An 18,740-nucleotide genomic window follows, 5' to 3' on the forward strand; every position below is an offset into this window, starting at 1 on the left:
TTTATCGTTTCGCTATTAGTATTCATTATGACCAAAACTACCTCTCTAATATAGAGTACTGGATAGTATTGATGACATGTTAAAACAGCTTTAATTCATCGCCGGGGATGTACTAAAGCTGTTCTTAAGCATTTACCTTATTTGATAAAGTCTTATCTGTTTTGCGCTTTATGGCGCAGCCAGTGATCGGCAAGGGTAAGTGCCATCATTGCTTCACCAACTGGAACACCTCTGATCCCGACACAAGGGTCATGGCGACCTTTGGTAAAGATATCAGTTTCTTCACCATCTGTGGTTACCGTTTTACGCGGTGTCAGGATTGAACTGGTTGGTTTGATGGCAAAACGAACAACCACATCCTGGCCTGTGGAAATCCCGCCGAGAATACCACCGGCATGATTAGTGGTAAAATGTGGTTTGCCGTCGACCATACGGATCTCATCAGCATTTTCTTCACCAGTGTAGGCTGCTGTTTCAAACCCATCACCAATTTCAACGCCTTTGACGGCGTTGATCGACATCATGGCTTTTGCCAGATCGGAATCCAGCTTGTCGTAGACAGGATCGCCTAATCCGACAGGGACATTAGAGGCGACGACTTCGATGACAGCACCAAGTGATGAACCGGCTTTTCGAGCTGAATCCAGATAGGTTTCCCATTCTTTGGCGGCAACTGGATCAGGACACCAGAAAGGATTATTGGAAACTTCGTTCCAGTCCCACCGCGTACGATCAATTTTATGCGGCCCCATTTGAACCAGCGCGCCACGAATTTGCACACCGCCATCAATTTGAGTATCCAGAACTTTGCGAGCGATTGCCCCCGCGGCAACACGCATGGCTGTCTCGCGAGCAGACGAACGTCCGCCGCCGCGATAATCGCGAATGCCGTATTTTTCCCAATAGGTGAAGTCGGCATGACCCGGGCGGAATTTCTTGACGATATCGCCATAATCCTTGGAGCGTTGATCCGTGTTTTCGATAATCAGGCCGATAGGAGTACCCGTTGTTTTACCCTCGAAAACGCCAGAGACGATTTTAACACTATCCGGTTCTTTTCGCTGCGTTGTAAAGCGATTCTGACCAGGTTTACGCGCATTCAGATATGTCTGAATTTCTTCTTCTGATATATCGATGAGCGGTGGTGTTCCATCAACAACACAACCAATAGACGGGCCATGACTTTCGCCCCAGGTTGTAAAACGGAAAATTTCACCAAAAGTATTGCCAGCCATAATGCTCTCGCAGCGTTAGATCGTTCAAACTAAAAAGGGAGCGACAGCTCAGCCGCGCTCCCTTTTAATATATTGCTTTTCAGCAGAGATTTAAGATTGCGGGTTAAAATTACTCAGCAATTCGGAAAGCTCTTGTGCTTTGTCCACATTCATCATGCCGACGACGTGGTAACCGGAATCGACGTGGTGAATTTCACCCGTAACACCGCCTGACATGTCGGACAGAAGATAAAGACCTGCGCCGCCAACCTGCTCAATGCTTACATTGCGCTGCATCGGAGAGTTCAGTTCATTCCATTTCAGGATATGACGGAAATCACCAATACCGGATGCGGCAAGCGTTTTGATCGGTCCAGCTGAAATTGCATTAACACGGATGTTGTCCGGGCCAAGATCATCAGCCAGATAGCGCACAGATGCTTCAAGTGCGGCTTTGGCTACACCCATAACATTGTAATGTGGCATAACCTGCTCAGCACCATAGTAAGTTAATGTAACCATGCTACCACCTTCGGTCATCAATGGCGCAGCATGCTGTGCGATTGACGTAAAGGAGTAACAGGAAATATCCATGCTCTGTAGGAAGTTCTCGCGGCTTGTATTGAGATATTTGCCCTTGAGTTCTTCTTTGTCAGCATAGGCAATAGCGTGGATTAGAAAATCCAGTTTGCCCCATTTTTCTTCAATTTCTTTGAAAACAGCTTTGACGCTGGCATCGTCAGTAACGTCGCACTGCAAAAGAATATCGGAGTTAACTGATTCTGCGAGTGGCGCAACACGTTTTTTCAAGGCATCGCCCTGATAGGTGAAAGCCAGTTCAGCGCCTTGGTCAGCAACCGCCTTGGCGATCCCCCAGGCGATAGAGCGGTCATTGGCAACGCCCATTACTAGGCCGCGTTTACCAGCCATCAACGGTTGTGGGTTGGACATCGGGTTCCTCACTGTGAGATTGTCCTGAAAACTAAAGTGCAGCATCCTACAACATTGCCGGGATTGGTCAAAGATTTGGCGACATGTAGAGTGCTTTTTCTGACTTTTAGCTGGGAATTTAGCTTTCTGCCAGCGATAGTTAACAAGAAATGTCAAAATGGTTGAATTTTGAGGGCAACTTTAGATGGTAGATTCGAAAATCCGACGTTTGTTACTGAATTTGGGCGCGGTATTTAAAAAAGAGAATCTGGATGATGCTGTTCTGTTTGTTGGTTACGTCTTTAAACGTTTTGCGAAAGACAAAGGAACACGGGTCGCTGCATCGTTAAGTTACTCATCGCTTTTGGCAATCGTGCCAATGATGACGATTGCCTTGGCTCTACTTTCTGCTTTTCCGGGATTCGAAGATTCCAAGGGTGAATTACAAGCCACACTCTTTAATAATCTTTTACCATCTGCCGAGCTTGAAATCAGCACGCAGTTGAACGCCTTTGTGGATAATGCAAAGAACATGACGACAATAGGCGTTCTGGCATTGGCTGTAACTGCGATAATGCTGCTCTATACAATCTCTAATTCTTTTAACAGTATTTGGCGTGTTCAGGAACGCCGCCCGATTTTCAATTTGATTTTGGTTTACTGGGCGCTTTTGACACTTGGCCCACTAATGTTGGGGGCGTCTTTAACGGTGTCCAGCTATGGCTTTGCAATTGCTGAGCTTGCAGATCAATCCGGGCGTGCCAGTTCGCTGGTTACTCTACTGGCACCAATTTTTCTTGGGTGTACGGCCTTTACTGTCCTTTTTCTTGTTGTACCTAATCGTCCAGTTCTATTTTCGCACGCTCTAATTGGCGGCGTTGTTTCGACAACGTTGTTTGAACTCCTTAAACGAAGTTTTGGACTTTATCTGCAATATTTCCCTTCTTATCAGGCGATTTACGGGGCGTTGGCTACAATTCCGATTTTTTTGATCTGGATGTATCTTTCATGGGTTGTTGTTTTATTAGGGGCCGAAATCACAGCAGCTTTGCCGGAACGACGAGCTGTTTTGCGTAAAGATATCAAGCGGGAAGGGATTGGGGATCGCTTGGCTTTGACAATCGCCTTGCTTCAAAAACTGGAAGGTGCGGGAAGAGTTGGCGCAACCCTGAAGGAAACGGTGATGATGCGCGGGCTTCCTGCGGATTTGCAAGCAACAGCAGAAGTTTTATCTGATTTGAAAGGCATGCGCATTGCTGAACGTACAGGTCGAGGGCGCTGGGTACTTTGTCGAGATCTTGCAACGATTACTCTTGGGGATCTGCTTCAGGAGATGGATCTGAATTATGATCCCAAGCGTAATTGGCCTGAAGGGGTCAGGGATGTGGTTGATATTTTGGAAGAAAATCCGAAAGATATTCGAGATAAAAATCTCAAAGAAATACTACAGAAAGCTGAGTAGATGGGGCTTTGATATATTGATCTACTCAAAATGGAAATAGCATTATGACAAAATCTCACGCTGAAATTTATGCGCCTGAATATGGCCCATCACACTTTTCCAATCATTGCCCCATGGCTTCGCTCGCGTTGAAGATGTTGGGTGGGAGTGAACAACAGCTGCAGGATTTCAAATCTGGAACTCTAAAAAATCTGGAACGTAATTCTCCAGAACGAACCGTTGTTGAAGTCACAAATGATAATTTTGAAGCCTTACTCGGCAAGCGAGAGAATTATCTTGGTTATTTTACTTATTTCAAAAAGCATGCTGAGATCGGAAAACCGCTGCCAAAGCTGGATCTTCTTGCCAAGGGAGTGTCCGCGAGTGCCTTTCATGCTCTGATTCGTACAGCCTATGGAATTGATGCTGAGGATGTGTCCGAGGTCGCAGCTGGGCTGGCTTACTGGGCTGATTCTCATCTCGTTGTTATTCCAGATGGTCCCATAGAGGGTTCTCTCTCTGATGATGCTATCGAAGATTTTGGGGCAGAAATACTCGCAAAAAAATTGGTTGGGGAACTGGAACCATTACCTAGTAATGAAGCTATATTCGGTCAGATGCGGATCAACGCAGAGGACAAATTAAGACAGTCCTACGTTCTACGTGCTTTAAATGTCACGGATCTATCTTTGGATCAGTTGAGGCAGCTGAGTTTAACAATCTTTCTTAATACGAATAACTTTACTGCTTTGCATACGGTGACGGCTTCGTATGCTGCGAGAGTTGTTTTGCCGTATATAGATGATCAGGCAACATTTTTACGGCAGCTTTGTTCTGGGGTAATTGCAGCGACTTTGACAATCCCGAATGATGATTTTATCTCCAATGGATGTTCTGATAAATACGAAAGACTTACGGTCGAAGCATTAAAGAAACGAGGAGTTTCGGCAACGGATAGTCACGACATTAAGTTTGTATATAGCTGTTTGGAAGAATACGACTTTTACGGAGACGCACGATATCTGGATGCTGCGTCTCGTTGGCTTATGCAATAAACAAAAGGCATCACGTTTGTGATGCCTTTACGTAATTTATCAGACACGTTGCTGTTTAGATCTACAGGCCTTGATTTCGAATAATGTCTTCCAGATCCTGACGCGCATCAGCGGGCAGTTCCTGAATAGCCGAAGCCAGCGCACCAAGCAGCTTTCGCAAGTTATAAACCTGATCCATGCTGCGAAGAATGACAGGCATGGACTCATAGTTTGCACCAATTTCGTGAATGAGCTCACGTAGGAGCTTTACGCGCAGTTCATCATCGTCTGTAAAAATGAGCGTGCCGTCTTCCTGAGTTGGCATAACCCAGTTACTTTCGATCCAGTTGGATAGTTCTGAACCACTGACGTCCTGATCAATGACGATTTCATCAAAGGTTTTCATGCTTTTGAGGTCCTTATCCAAAGCTGCAGAGTTTAGTGTCGTGAATGTTTTAATATCAGCGGCACTATGTAGGCGTTACACGCTTTTAATGCAAGCTTGCGTATTCGGTACGCTGGCTAATCAAAAATGCCTGTGTCTTTACGCGGATCATAACTTTTTGACTTGGACCAAGTGCGTAAAAAGTCCCGAAGCTCTTTGTCAGTTTCATTTGGCAGGGTAATCAAAAGACGGATTAGCTGATCGCCACGGTTATGCCCTTTGATGTCATCAACGCCCTTACCCTTTAATCGTAAAGTCGTACCCGTATTTGAATCTGCCGGGACTTTTACTTTAACTTTGCCTGTTACTGTCGGGACGGTGAGGGTCGTTCCTTCTACCGCTTCCATAAGGGTAATTGGAACATCGAGATGAACATCGTAACCCTTTCGGGTGAACATGGGATGAGCTTCGATTTTAACTTCAATCAATGCGTCGCCGTTTGGTGCGCCGCCTTTACCAGGTAAGCCCTGATTCTTCAGACGTAGAACCTGTTTGTTATCCGTTCCCGGCGGAATGGTTACATTAAGTGTTTTGCCATCAGCAAGATTAATGCGTTTTTTTGCGCCCGCAGCAGCTTCGACAAAGTTCACAGTGCATTCGTACTTTACATCGCTGCCTTTGCGTTTGGGAACACCACCTCTGGCTCCTGCACTGGCACCACGTGGACCTTGTCTACGCCCACCGAATAAATCGGAGAAGATATCCCCAATATCCATTTCCTGACCAAAATCAAAGCCGCCGCCACCTTGTCCTGCGGCGCCACTGCGTGGTTGTCCCTGATGCGTATAGCCGGAATGGAACGGATTTTGCTGTTGACCCGAGGCATCAATTTCGCCCCGGTCATACTGTTGTTTTTTCTTGGCATCACCAAGAATGCCGTATGCTTGAGATACCTCTTTAAACTTTTGCTCAATAGCCTTGTCATCCGGATTAAGATCGGGATGGTATTTTTTGGCGAGCTTACGGTATGCAGATTTAATTTCCGCATCAGAAGCGGTCCTGCTGGTGCCGAGGATTTGATAGAGGTCTTTCATTGTCGCGGATGAAACCATTCAAACGTTATAAAGGTAATACATAAGCCGTGTTATACACGTTTGTGCAAAGCTAATGTAATAAATTAAACATAAGTTTAAAAGGGGTAGAAAGAAATCGTCTCTAACTTTGGCGATTGAACCGTTTCTATAAACCGCCTGCCTTGAAAGCAAATAGACAAAAGCCCCGCATAAAACAGGGCCTTTGAGCTAGAATTTGGTTTTATTAGTGAATGCTTACTGGATTTCCCAGGAACCATCTTCCTGACGGCAGGCTGTGCCGTAAGCTTCTTCGGTTTTTCCACCGATAACAACTGTTTGTTGATATTCGCGGCAGTATTTACCTTCGGAAGATGTGCCGTCACGGACAGGGGTCACAGTACCGGAATTCCCTGAATCCGGGTTGTTCCAAGCGATTGTCTGTCCAACAGGAGCTGCTTGAGCCTGATTGTAGGCTGTATCTGCTTTGCGCTTGTCTTCATCATCCATATAGCGGCCAACCTCACTTCCCAAGAAGCCACCGACAACAGCACCAGCTGCCGCAGCGACGATCTGGCCAGAGCCTTTACCAAATTGAGCACCGAGAAGACCCCCGGCGATAGCGCCACCCAGTCCACCGACTGTTTGTTTTACGCCACGATCATTTGAACAGGCTGTCGTCGACAAGGCTATCAATAGGACTGCTATACTTGCTTTGACTTTCATCGTCTTGCTCTCTTGTAGTTATTCGTCTGCATTATGAATGAAAGAACTTTCCGGTTTATGTTCGTTCTGGACATCTTGTTCTTTCACACACAGTTGCTTAAGTTTCAACATATCAGATAAAAGATAATTGAGGCACTATTATGACCCCAAAGTCTTTTCTGTGACATATCTGTGTTCGTGTTTGTGTATCATCCTGCTTATTCGCTAAGCAAGATTTCACCAAGATGTCGCACTTGAGAATGTTGTGATCTCGACCATGTTCTGATAAAGCATTCTAATACTATTTTTGCGTATGACTGCTGGCTAAAAGGCTGTTTTTATTATGATCCGCGATAATACTCCTTCTGATCCCTATGATATTTTTGATGCCTGGTTAAAAGAGGCAGAAGAAAAGGAGCCGAATGATCCTACGGCGATGAGTTTATCAACGGTCGATGAAACCGGGATGCCGTCTTCGCGTATGGTTTTGCTCAAGGATTGGGACAGTCAGGGTTTTGTATTTTACACAAATTACGAAAGTCGAAAAGGTGAACAGCTTATTGCGCACCCCAAGGCAGCTTTGATGTTCCACTGGAAATCTGTCCGTCGGTCCGTGCGTATCGAAGGGCTTGTGGAGCAAGTGACGTCTGAAGAAGCTGACGAGTACTTTGCAAGCCGTCCCAAGCAAAGCCAAATTGGTGCTTGGGCCAGTGATCAATCTCGCCCGCTTGAAGGGCGTTTTGAGCTCGAGAAAAGAGTAGCAAAGTACGCCGCAAAGTATGGTCTTGGCAAAGTGCCCCGTCCACCACATTGGTCAGGTTTCCGTGTGCGTCCGCTACGTATTGAGTTTTGGCAGGATGGTCCTTTTCGATTGCATGATCGACTGGTTTATTCGGCTAACGATGTAAAACCGGGGGACGATGTCAAGCAAAGTGGGCAGTGGAATACCGAACGGCTGTTCCCTTAGGTCGGAATAGTGAACTCATTCCATGGTTAATAATGCCCAAAAGATGAAAATGCAAAACCACAGGCAACGAACCGCACAATTAATGCAGCGAGCTGGCTATGCTGCTGTTGCGGCGGCCTTGATTTTGATTGCGGCAAAGTTATCTGCCTGGGCCTACACAGGATCTGTGTCTGTTCTGACAACATTGGTTGATTCTTTGTTGGATGCCGGGGCTTCACTCTTAAATCTTTTAGCGATCAGACATGCGCTGACCCCAGCAGATAATGAACATCGTTTTGGCCATGGAAAAGCCGAAGGTTTGGCGGCCTTGGCACAGGCAGCTTTTATTTTCGGTTCTGCCATTTTTTTGATGCTACAGGCAGGGGAAAGATTTTCAAATCAACATATTGTTGAGAACAGTAGCGTCGGTATTGGGGTTATGATTTTCTCTATCCTGACGACTTTTGTTCTGACCAGATATCAGCACTATGTTGTTAAAGAAACAGGGTCAGTGGCTATTCAGGCGGATGCCTTGCACTATGTCGGTGATATGATCGTGAATGGTGTTGTTATCTTGGCGCTGGTATTGGGGTTTTATTTTGATCTTCCCTGGATTGATCCGGTTTTTGCCTTGGCAATTTCCCTGTACATTCTTACCTATGCATGGGGTGTTTTGAAAAAGGCGCTGGATATGCTGATGGATCGGGAACTGGATGATGGGGAACGGGCAAGGATTGAAAATTTGATTCTTGCACATGAAGAAGTTCTGGGCGTTCATGACATAAGAACCAGAATATCTGGACCTGATCTTTTTATTCAGTTTCATATGGAATTGGACGGAGCCATTAGTTTGGCACAATCCTATGATATCGCTGAAGAGGTGGATCGCGAAATTTGTCAGATATACCCCCATGCAGAGATTATTGTTTTGCAGGAACCTTACGGGATAGAAGTACAGAAGACGATACTGAAGAAAAAGAAAAGCGCCGAACCTGGCGATGAAACTGCAAATGCAGGGTGAAGGAAAATTGGACGTTATGAATAATAATTCCAACAACAATGCCGAAGATAACGCTACTGACCGTAAAACCTTGATTTTAACAGGCGCTAGCCGGGGAATTGGTCACGCAACAGTTCAGTATTTCAGTCAGAGAAACTGGAAAGTTATTACCTGTTCCCGTGAAGACGTACCCGAACACTGTAAGCGAGATCCAAACTGGGCTGATCATATTGTTACCGATTTGAATGACACGGCTAGCACGCAGAGTTTTATTGATCGCGCAAACGAAGTTCTTGATGGTGAACCTATTCATGCTCTGGTCAATAATGCAGCGGTTTCACCTAAAACGTCTTACAAAGAGCGTTTAGGTTGTCTCAATGGTGATGTTGATACCTGGCGAGAAGTTTTTGAACTGAATTTCTTTGCGCCTCTGATGCTTTGTCGCGGGTTTGCCTCTGCTTTGGGCAAAGGGGAAGGGGCTGTGGTTAATATTACCTCGATTGCCGGTCATGGCGTTCATCCCTTTGCCGGGTCAGCATATTCAACGTCAAAATCGGCGCTTTCTGCGCTTACGCGAGAGCTTGCTGTCGAATTTGCCCAGTTCGGAGTGAGGGTGAATGCGGTCGCACCGGGAGAAATTGAAACGGCAATGATCGGTGAAGAATACGAAGCTTTGATCCCGAGAATTCCGATGAACAGAATGGGCGAGCCGACGGAAGTTGCTTCTGCTGTTTATCAACTTTGCACACCAAATTTTGGTTATGTCACGGGAACCGAAATTTTCGTCACAGGCGGACAGCATCTATTTTAGTTTCTGTGTTTCTAATGCTTTTTATGAGAGCTAACTTTCAAGAGGATTAAGGCAATACGGACTTATTTAGGCAAGCTTTATAAAGAGTTCGCTTTTGTTGTTTTTCTTATGCTGGGAATAGCATTTGGTGTTTCGTCTGCCTTGGCTGAAAAGGTGAATATTGCTGTTGCTGCCAATTTTACCGCTACGGCAAAGAAGCTCGCACAGGATTTTAAAAAAACCACAGGCCATGATGCTGTTCTTTCCTTTGGCTCTACAGGCAAGCTTTATGCCCAAATTCTAAATGGGGCACCTTTTGATGTGTTTCTGTCCGCAGATCGCGAGCGTCCGCGTAAATTGGAAGAAGAAGGGCGCAGTGTTTTAACTTCCCGCTTTACCTATGCTTATGGGCAGATCGCTTTGTGGTCGCGAGATGATAAATTTTTCAACGGCAATAAATTGAGTAATGAAGACGTTGTAAAACTGGTGATGGGGAACAGAGTAACCCGGTTTGCTGTTGCCAACCCCAAAACGGCACCTTACGGTCTTGCTGCTGAACAGTACCTTAAGAAGCTCGGGGTTTATAGCCATCTTCAAGGGAAGACTGTTTATGGCGAGAATATCGCACAAACCTATCAGTTTGCGTACACAGGTAATGCTGAGTTAGCAGTCGTTGCCTACGCACAGATTTTGGGTAACTCACTTGGCCAGCATTGGCTTATTTCGCAACAAGATTATGCGCCATTGGGACAAGATGCAGTTCTTTTAAAAAGAGGGCAGTCTAGTGAAGCAGCTCTGGCTTTCATGAATTACCTGCAAAGTAGAGATGCGGCTGTTATCATTAAAAAATTCGGGTACACTCTTGAGCCACGGTAAAACCTAACAACGCCAAAGAAGCCTTTCTGGGGGAGTTTTATATATGTGGGATCCTATTTGGATCACTGTAAAGCTGGCTTTTATCACAACAGTTATTTTGCTGGTGTTGGGAACCCCTGTCGGGTGGTGGTTGGCGCGGTCCAAGGCATGGTGGAAAGAAGCCGTTGCGGCGATTGTTGCTTTGCCGATTGTATTGCCGCCGACGGTGATGGGTTTTTATCTATTGATTGCTCTTGGTCCGGATAGCCCGATCGGACAAATCACGACAGAAGTATTTGGCAGGGCTTTGCCCTTTACCTTTGCTGGGCTGGTTGTCGGGTCTGTTATCTATTCCATGCCTTTTGTTATACAGCCAATCCGCAATGCTTTCGAAGCAATTGGAGATCGACCGTTGGAAGTTGCCGCGACTTTACGAGCATCGCGTTTGGATAGTTTTTTCTCTGTCGCACTGCCAATGGCACGGCCAGGCTTATTAACAGGTGCTGTTCTTGGCTTTGCCCATACGGTAGGTGAGTTCGGGGTCATTTTGATGATCGGCGGGAATATACCGGGCGAAACGAAAGTACTTTCAGTTGCAATCTATGATCATGTCGAAGCCTTGGAATGGGGGCAGGCGCATATTCTGTCAGCCGGACTTCTTGTGTTTTCGTTCCTTGTTATCTTGAGCATGATGGTGTTTGAGAAAAGACTGGGGCGCCGATTGCGATGAAGAATACGCAGAGTAAAGAAATTATCGCGAAGTTTTCTGGTTCGCTGGACCAGTTTGATCTTTCCGTTGATGTCACGTTACCTGCGCGCGGCGTAACTGCGCTCTTTGGTCGTTCGGGCTGCGGGAAAACAACCGTCCTTCGTTGCTTGGCAGGATTATCTCGGGTGGATAGGGGATATCTGTCTGTGAAAGGAAAGGTTTGGCAGGATGGTAATTATTTCCTGCCTACACCCAAAAGACCTGTCGGGTTTGTTTTTCAGGAAGCAAGTTTATTCCCGCATCTTTCGGTAGATGAAAATCTGACTTTTGGGCAAAGGCGGGCTGGGGATCGGGCAAACATCATTTCCAGAGATGATCTTGTTGAACTGTTGGGGCTTGGAGCTCTGATGAACCGTTCGACACATCACTTATCTGGCGGAGAGCGTCAACGTGTTGCGATTGGCAGGGCGTTATTATCTGGGCCAGAATTGTTATTGATGGACGAGCCTTTGGCGGCGCTGGACAGACTCAGTAAGAATGAAATCATTCCTTATCTCGACCGTTTATTCAAGACACTTGATATCCCCATGATATTTGTCAGTCATGATACAGAAGAAGTTGAACGGTTGGCTGATCATATGGTCATTATGGATCGAGGGAAGATTGTTTCAAATGGACTGTTAAGCGATGTTCTCTCGGATCCAGCCTTGTTTATTGCTGAAGGCCCGAAAACCTCTTCTGTAATAGAGGTCGAAGTCGTGTCCTTTTCAGAGGTTGATAAAATTACGGAAGTTCGTGTTGAGGGGGGGAGACTTCAAATTCCCGGGCAATTAAGCGACGTTGGCAGTAAGCAGCGGATATCTATCGCGGCCAATGATGTCAGTCTGGCAAAGGAACAGCCATCAGAAACGACTATTTTAAATGTCTTGCCTGCACGTATTCTGGATATTCATTTGCTGGATGGTGCGCGATGTAATCTGCTTTTGTCCATCGGTCACCAGAACGAGGACGGGGCAAGATTCTTGGCGCGTATTACCCAGAGATCACTACGTAAGTTTGATTTTGCAATTGGTCACAATATCTATGCACAGGTTAAATCTGTTTCGATGGTTGGTGCCAAAATCTGAAAGCTTACCTAGATTTGAATTTAAAATATTAATTAGGGCAAAAAAAATAGGTAGCCTTCCAAAGAAAGCTACCTAAAAAAGATTTATGTCAAAATTTTAAGCTGAGCGCATTGTTTCAAGAAACTTGTCGATTTCTGTATTCAACACGTTTGTTTGCAAGGAAAGCTCACCAGTTGCAGATAAAACTTCCTGGGCGTTGGTCTCTGTCTGAGAGGCACCATTCTTGACTTCGGTTATACTGCTGGAAACCTCTTGGGTTCCCTGTGAAGCCTGTTGAATGTTGCGTGAAATTTCCTGCGTAGCTGCTTCCTGTTCCTGTGCAACTCCGGCTATTTGCTTGGTAATATCGTTTACCTTGTTAATGGTGCTACTGATATTGCCAATGGCTTCCGCTGTATTACCCGCAACATTTTGCATCTCTGCAATTTGCTCGGAAATTTCCTGTGTTGCCTTGGCTGTTTGATTCGCAAGATTTTTAACTTCACTGGCAACAACGGCAAAACCTTTGCCCGCTTCGCCTGCTCGTGCGGCCTCAATCGTTGCATTCAACGCAAGCAGGTTGGTTTGTTCTGCAATGTCATTAATAAGGCTGACAACAGAGCCAATCTTGTCGGCCATTTCAGCCATACCCTGCACCGTGCTATTGGCACTTTCGCCTTCGGTTACAGCCTTGGCAGTGATATCAGATGATTCTTTAACCTGTCGGGTAATTTCCTGTACGGAATAGGAAAGTTCTTCGGTTGCAGATGCAACAGTTTGCACATTGTGAGATGCCTGATCCGAAGCAGAGGAAACGGAAAGGGCCTGCATATCTGTTTCTTTGGCGATGGTCGTTAAAGCTTCGGCAGAGGCATGCATTTCAGTCGCTGCGGCTGCAACGGATTGAATAACGCCACCGACGGTGTCTTCCAGATTTTGCGCCATATCAAGACGTGCTTGCTCTGCTGCTTTTGCTGCACGCTCTTTCAATGTCTCGGCTTCTGCTTGAAGTTTATTGTTTTCTTCAAGCTTTTCTCGGAAGATATTTAGGGCTTTAGCAACTTTACCAATTTCATCGTTGCTTTTTACTTCAACTACAGTTTGGGTATCGCCAGATAGCATTCTGCCAATAGCGACAACAACCTGTTCAAGGGGTGTGGTAATCGATCTTCTGACGAGGACAAATGATATAACGATTGCCAGAGCCAGAACGACAATGGTCAGTATGATCAAAATGCGAAGAGCAAATATTTCATGTCGTTCTGCCGTCAGAGCGGCTTTTGCAGTGAAATCTTCGACTTCAAACAGAATTTCTTCGAGTTCGTGCACGAGATGTTGAGCTTCGGCTTCGAATTTTTCTTCTGCAGCCAGGGCTTCTTTGAATTTACCAGCTTCGATCAGGTCGAAAATTTCATTGGCGTGTTTGTCATAATCGTGATGCTCTTTTTCTATCTTTTTCAAGACTTCAAGAACATGGGTGAATTCTTTTAATTCAACCTCGTTATGTGCGAGGTTTATCGCATTCTGCGCAATTTCTTCACCCTTGAGGATCTCTTCATCAACAAGAACGGTCAAGTCTGCGAAGGATTTTTTCGCTTTGTCGTATAGCTCACCAATATGGGCATCATCTGTTCGGTGTTCACCGTATTTTGCCGCACGTTCATAGCTGACGGACTGTTCCAGTTGGTGCGTGGTAATTTTTGTCAAAATATTTGTAAGAGGAATATCCAGTTCCGCGATACTTTCCAGCTCAGTACCTATTTGTTGCATTTGGTAGATTGAAAAGCCTGATACGCCCATTAGTGAGAGCAAGCACAATGCAACGATGCCCAGAATCTTTGCGCTTACCGATGTCATTCGATCTTTTATATTCAACACTACGTGTAGCTCCTACCCAAATGTACCCCCCTAAGGCACTAAAATATAAGAAAATATTTACTTGAATCATACTATTGTATGCAGCAAGCTACGCTAATTCAGTTAACGGATTACTAACGTTTATTCCCCGCCACCTAGAATAGGGGAAAAAGGTTTATAAAGTGTGATTAAAAACAATATTAAACGTATAAAGTGTTATTTGTTGAGTTTTATTGGGATATAGTCCTGATAATGTCGTGCGAGTTATATAAGTAATAACGATAAAGTATTGAAAATTATCCAATAAATAGAATTAATGTCTTGGTAATTATAGTTCTTTATGGTTTTGAAAAAATAATAATGTCCCAGGTAGTTGTTCTATGAAATGGTCATCCCTTAAAACTATGCCCAAAATTTTAATTGGCGTAGCTATTCCTCTAGCTTTACTTGTTGTGATCAGTTTGGTGAGTTTCACATCGATAGGAAATATATCAACCGCAACCAAAAATGTTGAAAACGCCCATGAAACTCTGGAAGAAATGACAGATGTTATTGCATCGGCGGTGGATATGCAGACATCAATGCGGGGATATCTATTGGCAGGACAGGATGACTTTCTAGCCCCTTATGAACAAGGGCAGGAAGAAACCTATACCAAGATTGCAACGCTCAAAGATCATGTTGGTGATGACCCGGTACAATTAACACTTTTAAACGAGGCAGAAGCCACCCTGCGGGAATGGCAGGATGTCGTCACTGGCCCCTCGATAGAATTACGTCGGCAAATCGGTGATGCTGAGACCATGAATGATATGGCGCGTCTGGTCGCTGAGAACAAAGGTAAAGTGTATTTCGAAAAGGTACAAAATCAAATAGAAAGTCTTATCAAACAGGTTGTTTCACAGCGTGCAGAACGCCAAAAGAAAATTGATGCTGTTCTAATGTTTACAAAACTGGATGCTGAATCCGTTGGTAAAATGTTGAAAGAGGTCAATGACACCAACAGCATTATTATTCAGGCAAATGCCGTCTTCAAAGCAGCTGTTGATATGGAAACAGGTATGCGCGGTTATCTTTTGGCCGGGCATAAAGATTTTCTCAAGCCCTATAGCGATGGCAGTGTTGAACTGTTCAAAATAACAGCAGATCTAAAGGCGGTTCTCAAGGATAACAAGGAACAGGTTGAATTGCTCAATCAACTGGATGGAACGGTCAAGGAATGGCAGTCAAAGGTTGTCGAGCCTCTTATTACGCTGCGCAAAAAAATCGGATCGGCAAAAACAATGGATGATATGGCGGATCTGGTTGGTGAAGCCAAAGGCGAAGAATATTTCTCGGCCTTCAGAGCATCTATGGCAGCTTTTGAAAAAAGCGAACTGTCAAAACTTGAAAGCCTGAAAGTTGAAACAGATGGCACAGTGACTACGACGAACACAGTAATTGTTATCGCTACTGTGATTGCCATTCTTTTGGGGGGTGGTTTGGGTTTGTTGGTTGGCCGGGGTATCGCACAACCGATTAAGCAAATGACTGCGGTGATGGGACGCTTGGCCGGGGGGGAGAAAAAAGTTGATATTCCTGGGTTAGAGCGTGAAGACGAAGTTGGCGAAATGGCTACGGCTGTTCAGGTTTTCAAAGATAACATGATCAGAACTGACGAGCTTGCGAAAGAGCAAGCGGAAATTCAGCAGCTACGTGAAGAACGTACAAACAGAATTTCATCTCTGACTCAAGACTTTGACAGTGGTGTTTCAGTACTTTTGGAATCGGTTGGCGCGGCGGTTTCAGAAATGGAAGGAACTGCGACCTCTATGTCGGATATTGCGCAACAAACCAAAGAGCGGGCAACTGTGGTATCTGGCGCTGCGCAAGAAGCATCAGTCAATGTACAGTCTGTGGCCAGTGCAACCGAAGAGCTATCTTATTCAATTAAAGAGATTAGCCAGCAGGTTAATCAGTCTTCAGAAATGACCAGTAAGGCTGTTGCTGAAGCGGGTAAGACGGATCAACAGATCCAGGGGTTAGCGAATACAGCAGACCAAATTGGGGACGTTGTCAGCCTTATTTCGGATATTGCTGAACAAACCAACCTTTTGGCGCTCAATGCGACTATTGAAGCTGCGCGCGCTGGTGAAGCAGGTAAAGGTTTTGCCGTTGTTGCCAGTGAAGTAAAGAATCTTGCCAATCAAACGGCAAAGGCGACAGAGCAGATATCATCACAGATTGATGCCGTACAATCCGATACCAAGAGTGCGGTTACAGCAATTCAGTCCATTACCTCTACAATTAACGAAATCAACCAAATTGCGTCTGCCATTGCTTCGGCTGTTGAAGAACAGGGCGCAGCGACATCAGAGATTTCTAGAAACATTGAATTGGCTGCAAATGGTGCCGGTGAAGTTACGACCAATATTGAATCTGTAAGTCTTGCGGCCAATGATGCGGGTACAGCATCAGAACAGGTCTCTACCGCTACGCGAGAACTTAATACCAAGGCAGATAATTTACGTGGTGAAGTTGAAGATTTCCTGAGTGCGATACGCGCCGTGTAAAGATTTTGCCACAGCGCGGCGCTAAAGGAGGGCTTCGGCTCTCCTTTTTTGTATTTAGTCGAGCTTATTGGTAATGCGTGGCTAGAAGAATGTTTGTATCGGTTTCCATTACATCTTCATGAGTTCTTATATCCGCAAGGGCACTATCTAGATTTTCCAAAGATTGGGTGTGGATATCAACAAGAATATCATAGGGGCCGCTAATGGTATGGACGGCAACGATTTCTGTCCGTCCGGCGAGATATGTCATGATCCGTTTATTGGATTTTGACCGCATTTTAATTCTGGCCTGGGCTCGGATTGGTGCCTGAGCATCAGCGTTAGAGGTTTTGATAGTAAAACCCTGAATAACTTTCTTCTTTAACAGTCTATCGATACGGTTTTGAACGGTCGCACGGGAAATACCTAGTGTGTGCGCAAGGGATACAACAGGTTGGCGTGCGTCTTGCCGTAAAAGAGCAATGAGTTCCTGATCTGTATTATCTATCATTGGTACATAATGAAGCATTGATTATACATTATGAAAGGTAAAAATCAATTTGTGAGCAATTATGGATCTATTTGTTGGCGTGGTGATACGTAATACTTGTCATTTAGTTTGAAACTCTGATGTAGAAGTCGTCTCTGATAAGGACGTTTTTTCGTCAGCTGTATGAGTGAGTGAAATTATGAAAGTCACCGTTTGTCAGTTCGATAATCGTGCGCAGAAAGTAGAAGATAGTTTTTTAAGTTTGGTAGAGCACGTGCAAAGACATAATTCTGAATTTGTGCTGGTTCCGGAAATGTCTTTTTCCCCTTGGTTGGCGGCGTCAAATCAACCCACAGCAGAAGCTTGGGTTAAAGCGGCAGAAACACATGAAAAAATGATTGCACGCTTGGATGAATTTGGTGCAAAGGCCGTAATGGGGACGCGTCCTGCTGTTGATCTGGGGCGAAGAAGAAATCGTGCTTATTTGTGGCAAGAAAATCGAGATTTGACTGATTTTCACGATAAATGGAATTTACCGGACGAAGAAGATTACTGGGAAGCGACTTGGTATGACCGTGGAGACAAGCTCTTTTCCACGGCACGTTATAATGATGTGCGTATCGGGGTAACCATCTGTACCGAGATGTGGTTCTTTGAACATGCCAGAGCCTATGCAAAGCAAAAAGCACATCTGTTGTGTGTGCCAAGGGCGACACCGCATGGCTCTACAGAAAAATGGCTGGCAGGTGGTCGTGCCGCAGCTGTTGTTTCCGGGGCTTATTGCCTGTCATCCAACCTATATAATCCAAAGGATGAGGGAGACAATCTCGGCGGTTTAGGTTGGGTTATTGATCCCGAAGGTAATGTACTGGCAACAGCAACACCTGAAGAACCGTTTGTTACTGTGGAGATTGATATCGATTTTGCCGAAAAATCAAAGAAAACCTATCCACGATACGTTGCGGATTAGAGGTTAGGGCTTGTTTTTAAGTCATGTGAAAAAGCTGTTCACAGAGTTAGCTAGTCGAAAATTACTTAGGCAACGCTTTTTGCCATGTCTTCGGCCATGTCTTCGTAAGTTTTGAGCTGTTCAGTCGTATGTTTGATATCAAGATCAAGCCAGCTACCAAATTGACCTTCTGTGGTCGAATAACCTTGCTTTAGTTCCAGAAGACGATTGAGCTGTCTTTCATAGATATCGACCAGCAAGTTTACCTGCATCGTTTGTGTCGTCTGGTCTGCAAGATGGAGCAAGCGCATTTTGATTGCGATAATCAGCTTGCTCATATCTGTGATCGGTGCCCGGAGGTTTGACCCCATAAGATACACGAACTCTTCCTGCCCGGCATCTGTGAGGGAAAGCGTTTCGGCATCTGATGTTTTATCTAAGCTGACAAGACCTTCGACCTTGAGAACTTCAAGGGGAGTACCAATAAGATCGAGAGATGGGCCAACAACAAGGCTGGTGAAACCACGTACCGTTTGGGCCAGCATGGCATAGCTCATGGGTTTTTCCATCAGCAGGCCAAGGGCAAGAAGGCGTGTTGCTTCTGCTGGGACCAATGTATTGTCGCGGTACATAGAGTTCTCTCTCCTAGGTAGAAGACGTCACTGATTAAGATATCAAACTCCTGCTAAAATATCCCGAAGTTTTTTATCTGTCTAGTTAAATGAGAA

18 protein-coding genes are annotated in these 18,740 nt (G+C 45.2%); 10 read left to right on the top strand and 8 right to left on the bottom strand.

What is annotated here, in order from left to right:
* Positions 1–152: 152 nt before the first annotated feature.
* Both aroC and fabI read right to left on the bottom strand, forming a co-directional pair.
* The gene (gene aroC, locus WH96_RS12560; protein WP_047764496.1) at positions 153–1,235 is read right to left on the bottom strand and encodes a chorismate synthase; all 1,083 of its coding nucleotides are present in this window, start codon (positions 1,233–1,235) and stop codon (positions 153–155) included.
* Positions 1,236–1,325: 90 nt separating this feature from the next.
* Positions 1,326–2,165 carry an enoyl-ACP reductase FabI gene (fabI, locus tag WH96_RS12565; protein WP_047764497.1) on the bottom strand — a complete coding sequence of 280 codons (840 nt, stop codon included), beginning with the start codon at positions 2,163–2,165 and terminating at the stop codon, positions 1,326–1,328.
* Positions 2,166–2,349: 184 nt separating this feature from the next.
* Here fabI and WH96_RS12570 point away from each other — a divergent pair, with 184 nt between their 5' ends.
* Together WH96_RS12570 and WH96_RS12575 are read left to right on the top strand one after the other, a co-directional pair.
* Positions 2,350–3,606: a YihY family inner membrane protein gene (locus tag WH96_RS12570; protein WP_053005894.1), complete on the top strand. Its 1,257-nt coding sequence runs from the start codon at positions 2,350–2,352 to the stop codon at positions 3,604–3,606.
* Between the two features lie 44 nt (positions 3,607–3,650).
* The gene (locus WH96_RS12575) at positions 3,651–4,640 is read left to right on the top strand and encodes a questin oxidase family protein (RefSeq protein ID WP_047764498.1); all 990 of its coding nucleotides are present in this window, start codon (positions 3,651–3,653) and stop codon (positions 4,638–4,640) included.
* Positions 4,641–4,701: 61 nt separating this feature from the next.
* Here the strand turns inward: WH96_RS12575 and WH96_RS12580 are convergent, their stop codons facing one another.
* The 3 genes from WH96_RS12580 to WH96_RS12590 all read right to left on the bottom strand — a co-directional run bounded on the left by WH96_RS12580 (position 4,702) and on the right by WH96_RS12590 (position 6,800).
* On the bottom strand, positions 4,702–5,025 hold the full coding sequence (locus WH96_RS12580; RefSeq protein WP_047764499.1) for a hypothetical protein: 324 nt from the start codon (positions 5,023–5,025) through the stop codon (positions 4,702–4,704).
* A gap of 116 nt (positions 5,026–5,141) precedes the next feature.
* Positions 5,142–6,116: a DnaJ C-terminal domain-containing protein gene (locus tag WH96_RS12585; protein WP_204248193.1), complete on the bottom strand. Its 975-nt coding sequence runs from the start codon at positions 6,114–6,116 to the stop codon at positions 5,142–5,144.
* A gap of 216 nt (positions 6,117–6,332) precedes the next feature.
* Positions 6,333–6,800 (bottom strand): RT0821/Lpp0805 family surface protein, encoded by a 468-nt coding sequence (locus tag WH96_RS12590; protein ID WP_047764501.1) that lies wholly within the window; start codon positions 6,798–6,800, stop codon positions 6,333–6,335.
* Between the two features lie 322 nt (positions 6,801–7,122).
* Here WH96_RS12590 and pdxH point away from each other — a divergent pair, with 322 nt between their 5' ends.
* The 6 genes from pdxH to modC all read left to right on the top strand — a co-directional run bounded on the left by pdxH (position 7,123) and on the right by modC (position 12,206).
* Positions 7,123–7,746: a pyridoxamine 5'-phosphate oxidase gene (gene pdxH / locus WH96_RS12595; RefSeq protein ID WP_047764502.1), complete on the top strand. Its 624-nt coding sequence runs from the start codon at positions 7,123–7,125 to the stop codon at positions 7,744–7,746.
* 22 nt (positions 7,747–7,768) lie between these two features.
* A complete protein-coding gene (locus WH96_RS12600; protein WP_245629488.1) occupies positions 7,769–8,746 on the top strand; it encodes a cation diffusion facilitator family transporter in 978 nt (325 codons plus the stop codon).
* 16 nt (positions 8,747–8,762) lie between these two features.
* Positions 8,763–9,536: an SDR family NAD(P)-dependent oxidoreductase gene (locus WH96_RS12605; RefSeq protein WP_047764593.1), complete on the top strand. Its 774-nt coding sequence runs from the start codon at positions 8,763–8,765 to the stop codon at positions 9,534–9,536.
* Between the two features lie 108 nt (positions 9,537–9,644).
* The gene (modA, locus tag WH96_RS12610) at positions 9,645–10,391 is read left to right on the top strand and encodes a molybdate ABC transporter substrate-binding protein (RefSeq protein WP_047764504.1); all 747 of its coding nucleotides are present in this window, start codon (positions 9,645–9,647) and stop codon (positions 10,389–10,391) included.
* A gap of 43 nt (positions 10,392–10,434) precedes the next feature.
* Positions 10,435–11,100: a molybdate ABC transporter permease subunit gene (gene modB, locus WH96_RS12615; RefSeq protein WP_047764505.1), complete on the top strand. Its 666-nt coding sequence runs from the start codon at positions 10,435–10,437 to the stop codon at positions 11,098–11,100.
* Entirely contained in the window at positions 11,097–12,206 is a 1,110-nt protein-coding gene (gene modC, locus WH96_RS12620) for a molybdenum ABC transporter ATP-binding protein (protein ID WP_047764506.1), read from the top strand. The genes modB and modC overlap by 4 nt, the downstream gene beginning before the upstream one ends.
* A 96-nt stretch (positions 12,207–12,302) precedes the next feature.
* On the opposite strand, the gene WH96_RS12625 is transcribed toward modC, so the two are convergent.
* Positions 12,303–14,063, bottom strand: coding sequence for a methyl-accepting chemotaxis protein (locus WH96_RS12625; RefSeq protein ID WP_053005895.1), 1,761 nt, complete (start codon positions 14,061–14,063; stop codon positions 12,303–12,305).
* Between the two features lie 359 nt (positions 14,064–14,422).
* Between WH96_RS12625 and WH96_RS12630 the strand changes: the two genes are divergently transcribed.
* Positions 14,423–16,594 (top strand): CHASE3 domain-containing protein, encoded by a 2,172-nt coding sequence (locus tag WH96_RS12630; protein ID WP_053005896.1) that lies wholly within the window; start codon positions 14,423–14,425, stop codon positions 16,592–16,594.
* A 64-nt stretch (positions 16,595–16,658) separates the two neighbouring features.
* Here the strand turns inward: WH96_RS12630 and WH96_RS12635 are convergent, their stop codons facing one another.
* Positions 16,659–17,102: an Lrp/AsnC family transcriptional regulator gene (locus WH96_RS12635; RefSeq protein WP_053005897.1), complete on the bottom strand. Its 444-nt coding sequence runs from the start codon at positions 17,100–17,102 to the stop codon at positions 16,659–16,661.
* 160 nt (positions 17,103–17,262) lie between these two features.
* Between WH96_RS12635 and WH96_RS12640 the strand changes: the two genes are divergently transcribed.
* Positions 17,263–18,033, top strand: coding sequence for a carbon-nitrogen hydrolase family protein (locus WH96_RS12640; protein ID WP_047764507.1), 771 nt, complete (start codon positions 17,263–17,265; stop codon positions 18,031–18,033).
* A gap of 65 nt (positions 18,034–18,098) precedes the next feature.
* On the opposite strand, the gene WH96_RS12645 is transcribed toward WH96_RS12640, so the two are convergent.
* A complete protein-coding gene (locus tag WH96_RS12645; RefSeq protein WP_047764508.1) occupies positions 18,099–18,644 on the bottom strand; it encodes a hypothetical protein in 546 nt (181 codons plus the stop codon).
* Positions 18,645–18,740 lie beyond the last annotated feature (96 nt).

The organism is Kiloniella spongiae (genome assembly GCF_001026905.1).
In the GTDB taxonomy this organism is placed as follows: domain Bacteria; phylum Pseudomonadota; class Alphaproteobacteria; order Kiloniellales; family Kiloniellaceae; genus Kiloniella; species Kiloniella spongiae.

Bases quoted from the DNA above. Each gene is read 5' to 3' on its own strand.
- aroC (WP_047764496.1), bottom strand. From the start codon at position 1,235: ATGGCTGGCAATACTTTTGGTGAAATTTTCCGTTTTACAACCTGGGGC.
- fabI (WP_047764497.1), bottom strand. From the start codon at position 2,165: ATGTCCAACCCACAACCGTTGATGGCTGGTAAACGCGGCCTAGTAATG.
- WH96_RS12570 (WP_053005894.1), top strand. From the start codon at position 2,350: ATGGTAGATTCGAAAATCCGACGTTTGTTACTGAATTTGGGCGCGGTA.
- WH96_RS12575 (WP_047764498.1), top strand. From the start codon at position 3,651: ATGACAAAATCTCACGCTGAAATTTATGCGCCTGAATATGGCCCATCA.
- WH96_RS12580 (WP_047764499.1), bottom strand. From the start codon at position 5,025: ATGAAAACCTTTGATGAAATCGTCATTGATCAGGACGTCAGTGGTTCA.
- WH96_RS12585 (WP_204248193.1), bottom strand. From the start codon at position 6,116: ATGGTTTCATCCGCGACAATGAAAGACCTCTATCAAATCCTCGGCACC.
- WH96_RS12590 (WP_047764501.1), bottom strand. From the start codon at position 6,800: ATGAAAGTCAAAGCAAGTATAGCAGTCCTATTGATAGCCTTGTCGACG.
- pdxH (WP_047764502.1), top strand. From the start codon at position 7,123: ATGATCCGCGATAATACTCCTTCTGATCCCTATGATATTTTTGATGCC.
- WH96_RS12600 (WP_245629488.1), top strand. From the start codon at position 7,769: ATGGTTAATAATGCCCAAAAGATGAAAATGCAAAACCACAGGCAACGA.
- WH96_RS12605 (WP_047764593.1), top strand. From the start codon at position 8,763: ATGAATAATAATTCCAACAACAATGCCGAAGATAACGCTACTGACCGT.
- modA (WP_047764504.1), top strand. From the start codon at position 9,645: ATGCTGGGAATAGCATTTGGTGTTTCGTCTGCCTTGGCTGAAAAGGTG.
- modB (WP_047764505.1), top strand. From the start codon at position 10,435: ATGTGGGATCCTATTTGGATCACTGTAAAGCTGGCTTTTATCACAACA.
- modC (WP_047764506.1), top strand. From the start codon at position 11,097: ATGAAGAATACGCAGAGTAAAGAAATTATCGCGAAGTTTTCTGGTTCG.
- WH96_RS12630 (WP_053005896.1), top strand. From the start codon at position 14,423: ATGAAATGGTCATCCCTTAAAACTATGCCCAAAATTTTAATTGGCGTA.
- WH96_RS12635 (WP_053005897.1), bottom strand. From the start codon at position 17,102: ATGCTTCATTATGTACCAATGATAGATAATACAGATCAGGAACTCATT.
- WH96_RS12640 (WP_047764507.1), top strand. From the start codon at position 17,263: ATGAAAGTCACCGTTTGTCAGTTCGATAATCGTGCGCAGAAAGTAGAA.
- WH96_RS12645 (WP_047764508.1), bottom strand. From the start codon at position 18,644: ATGTACCGCGACAATACATTGGTCCCAGCAGAAGCAACACGCCTTCTT.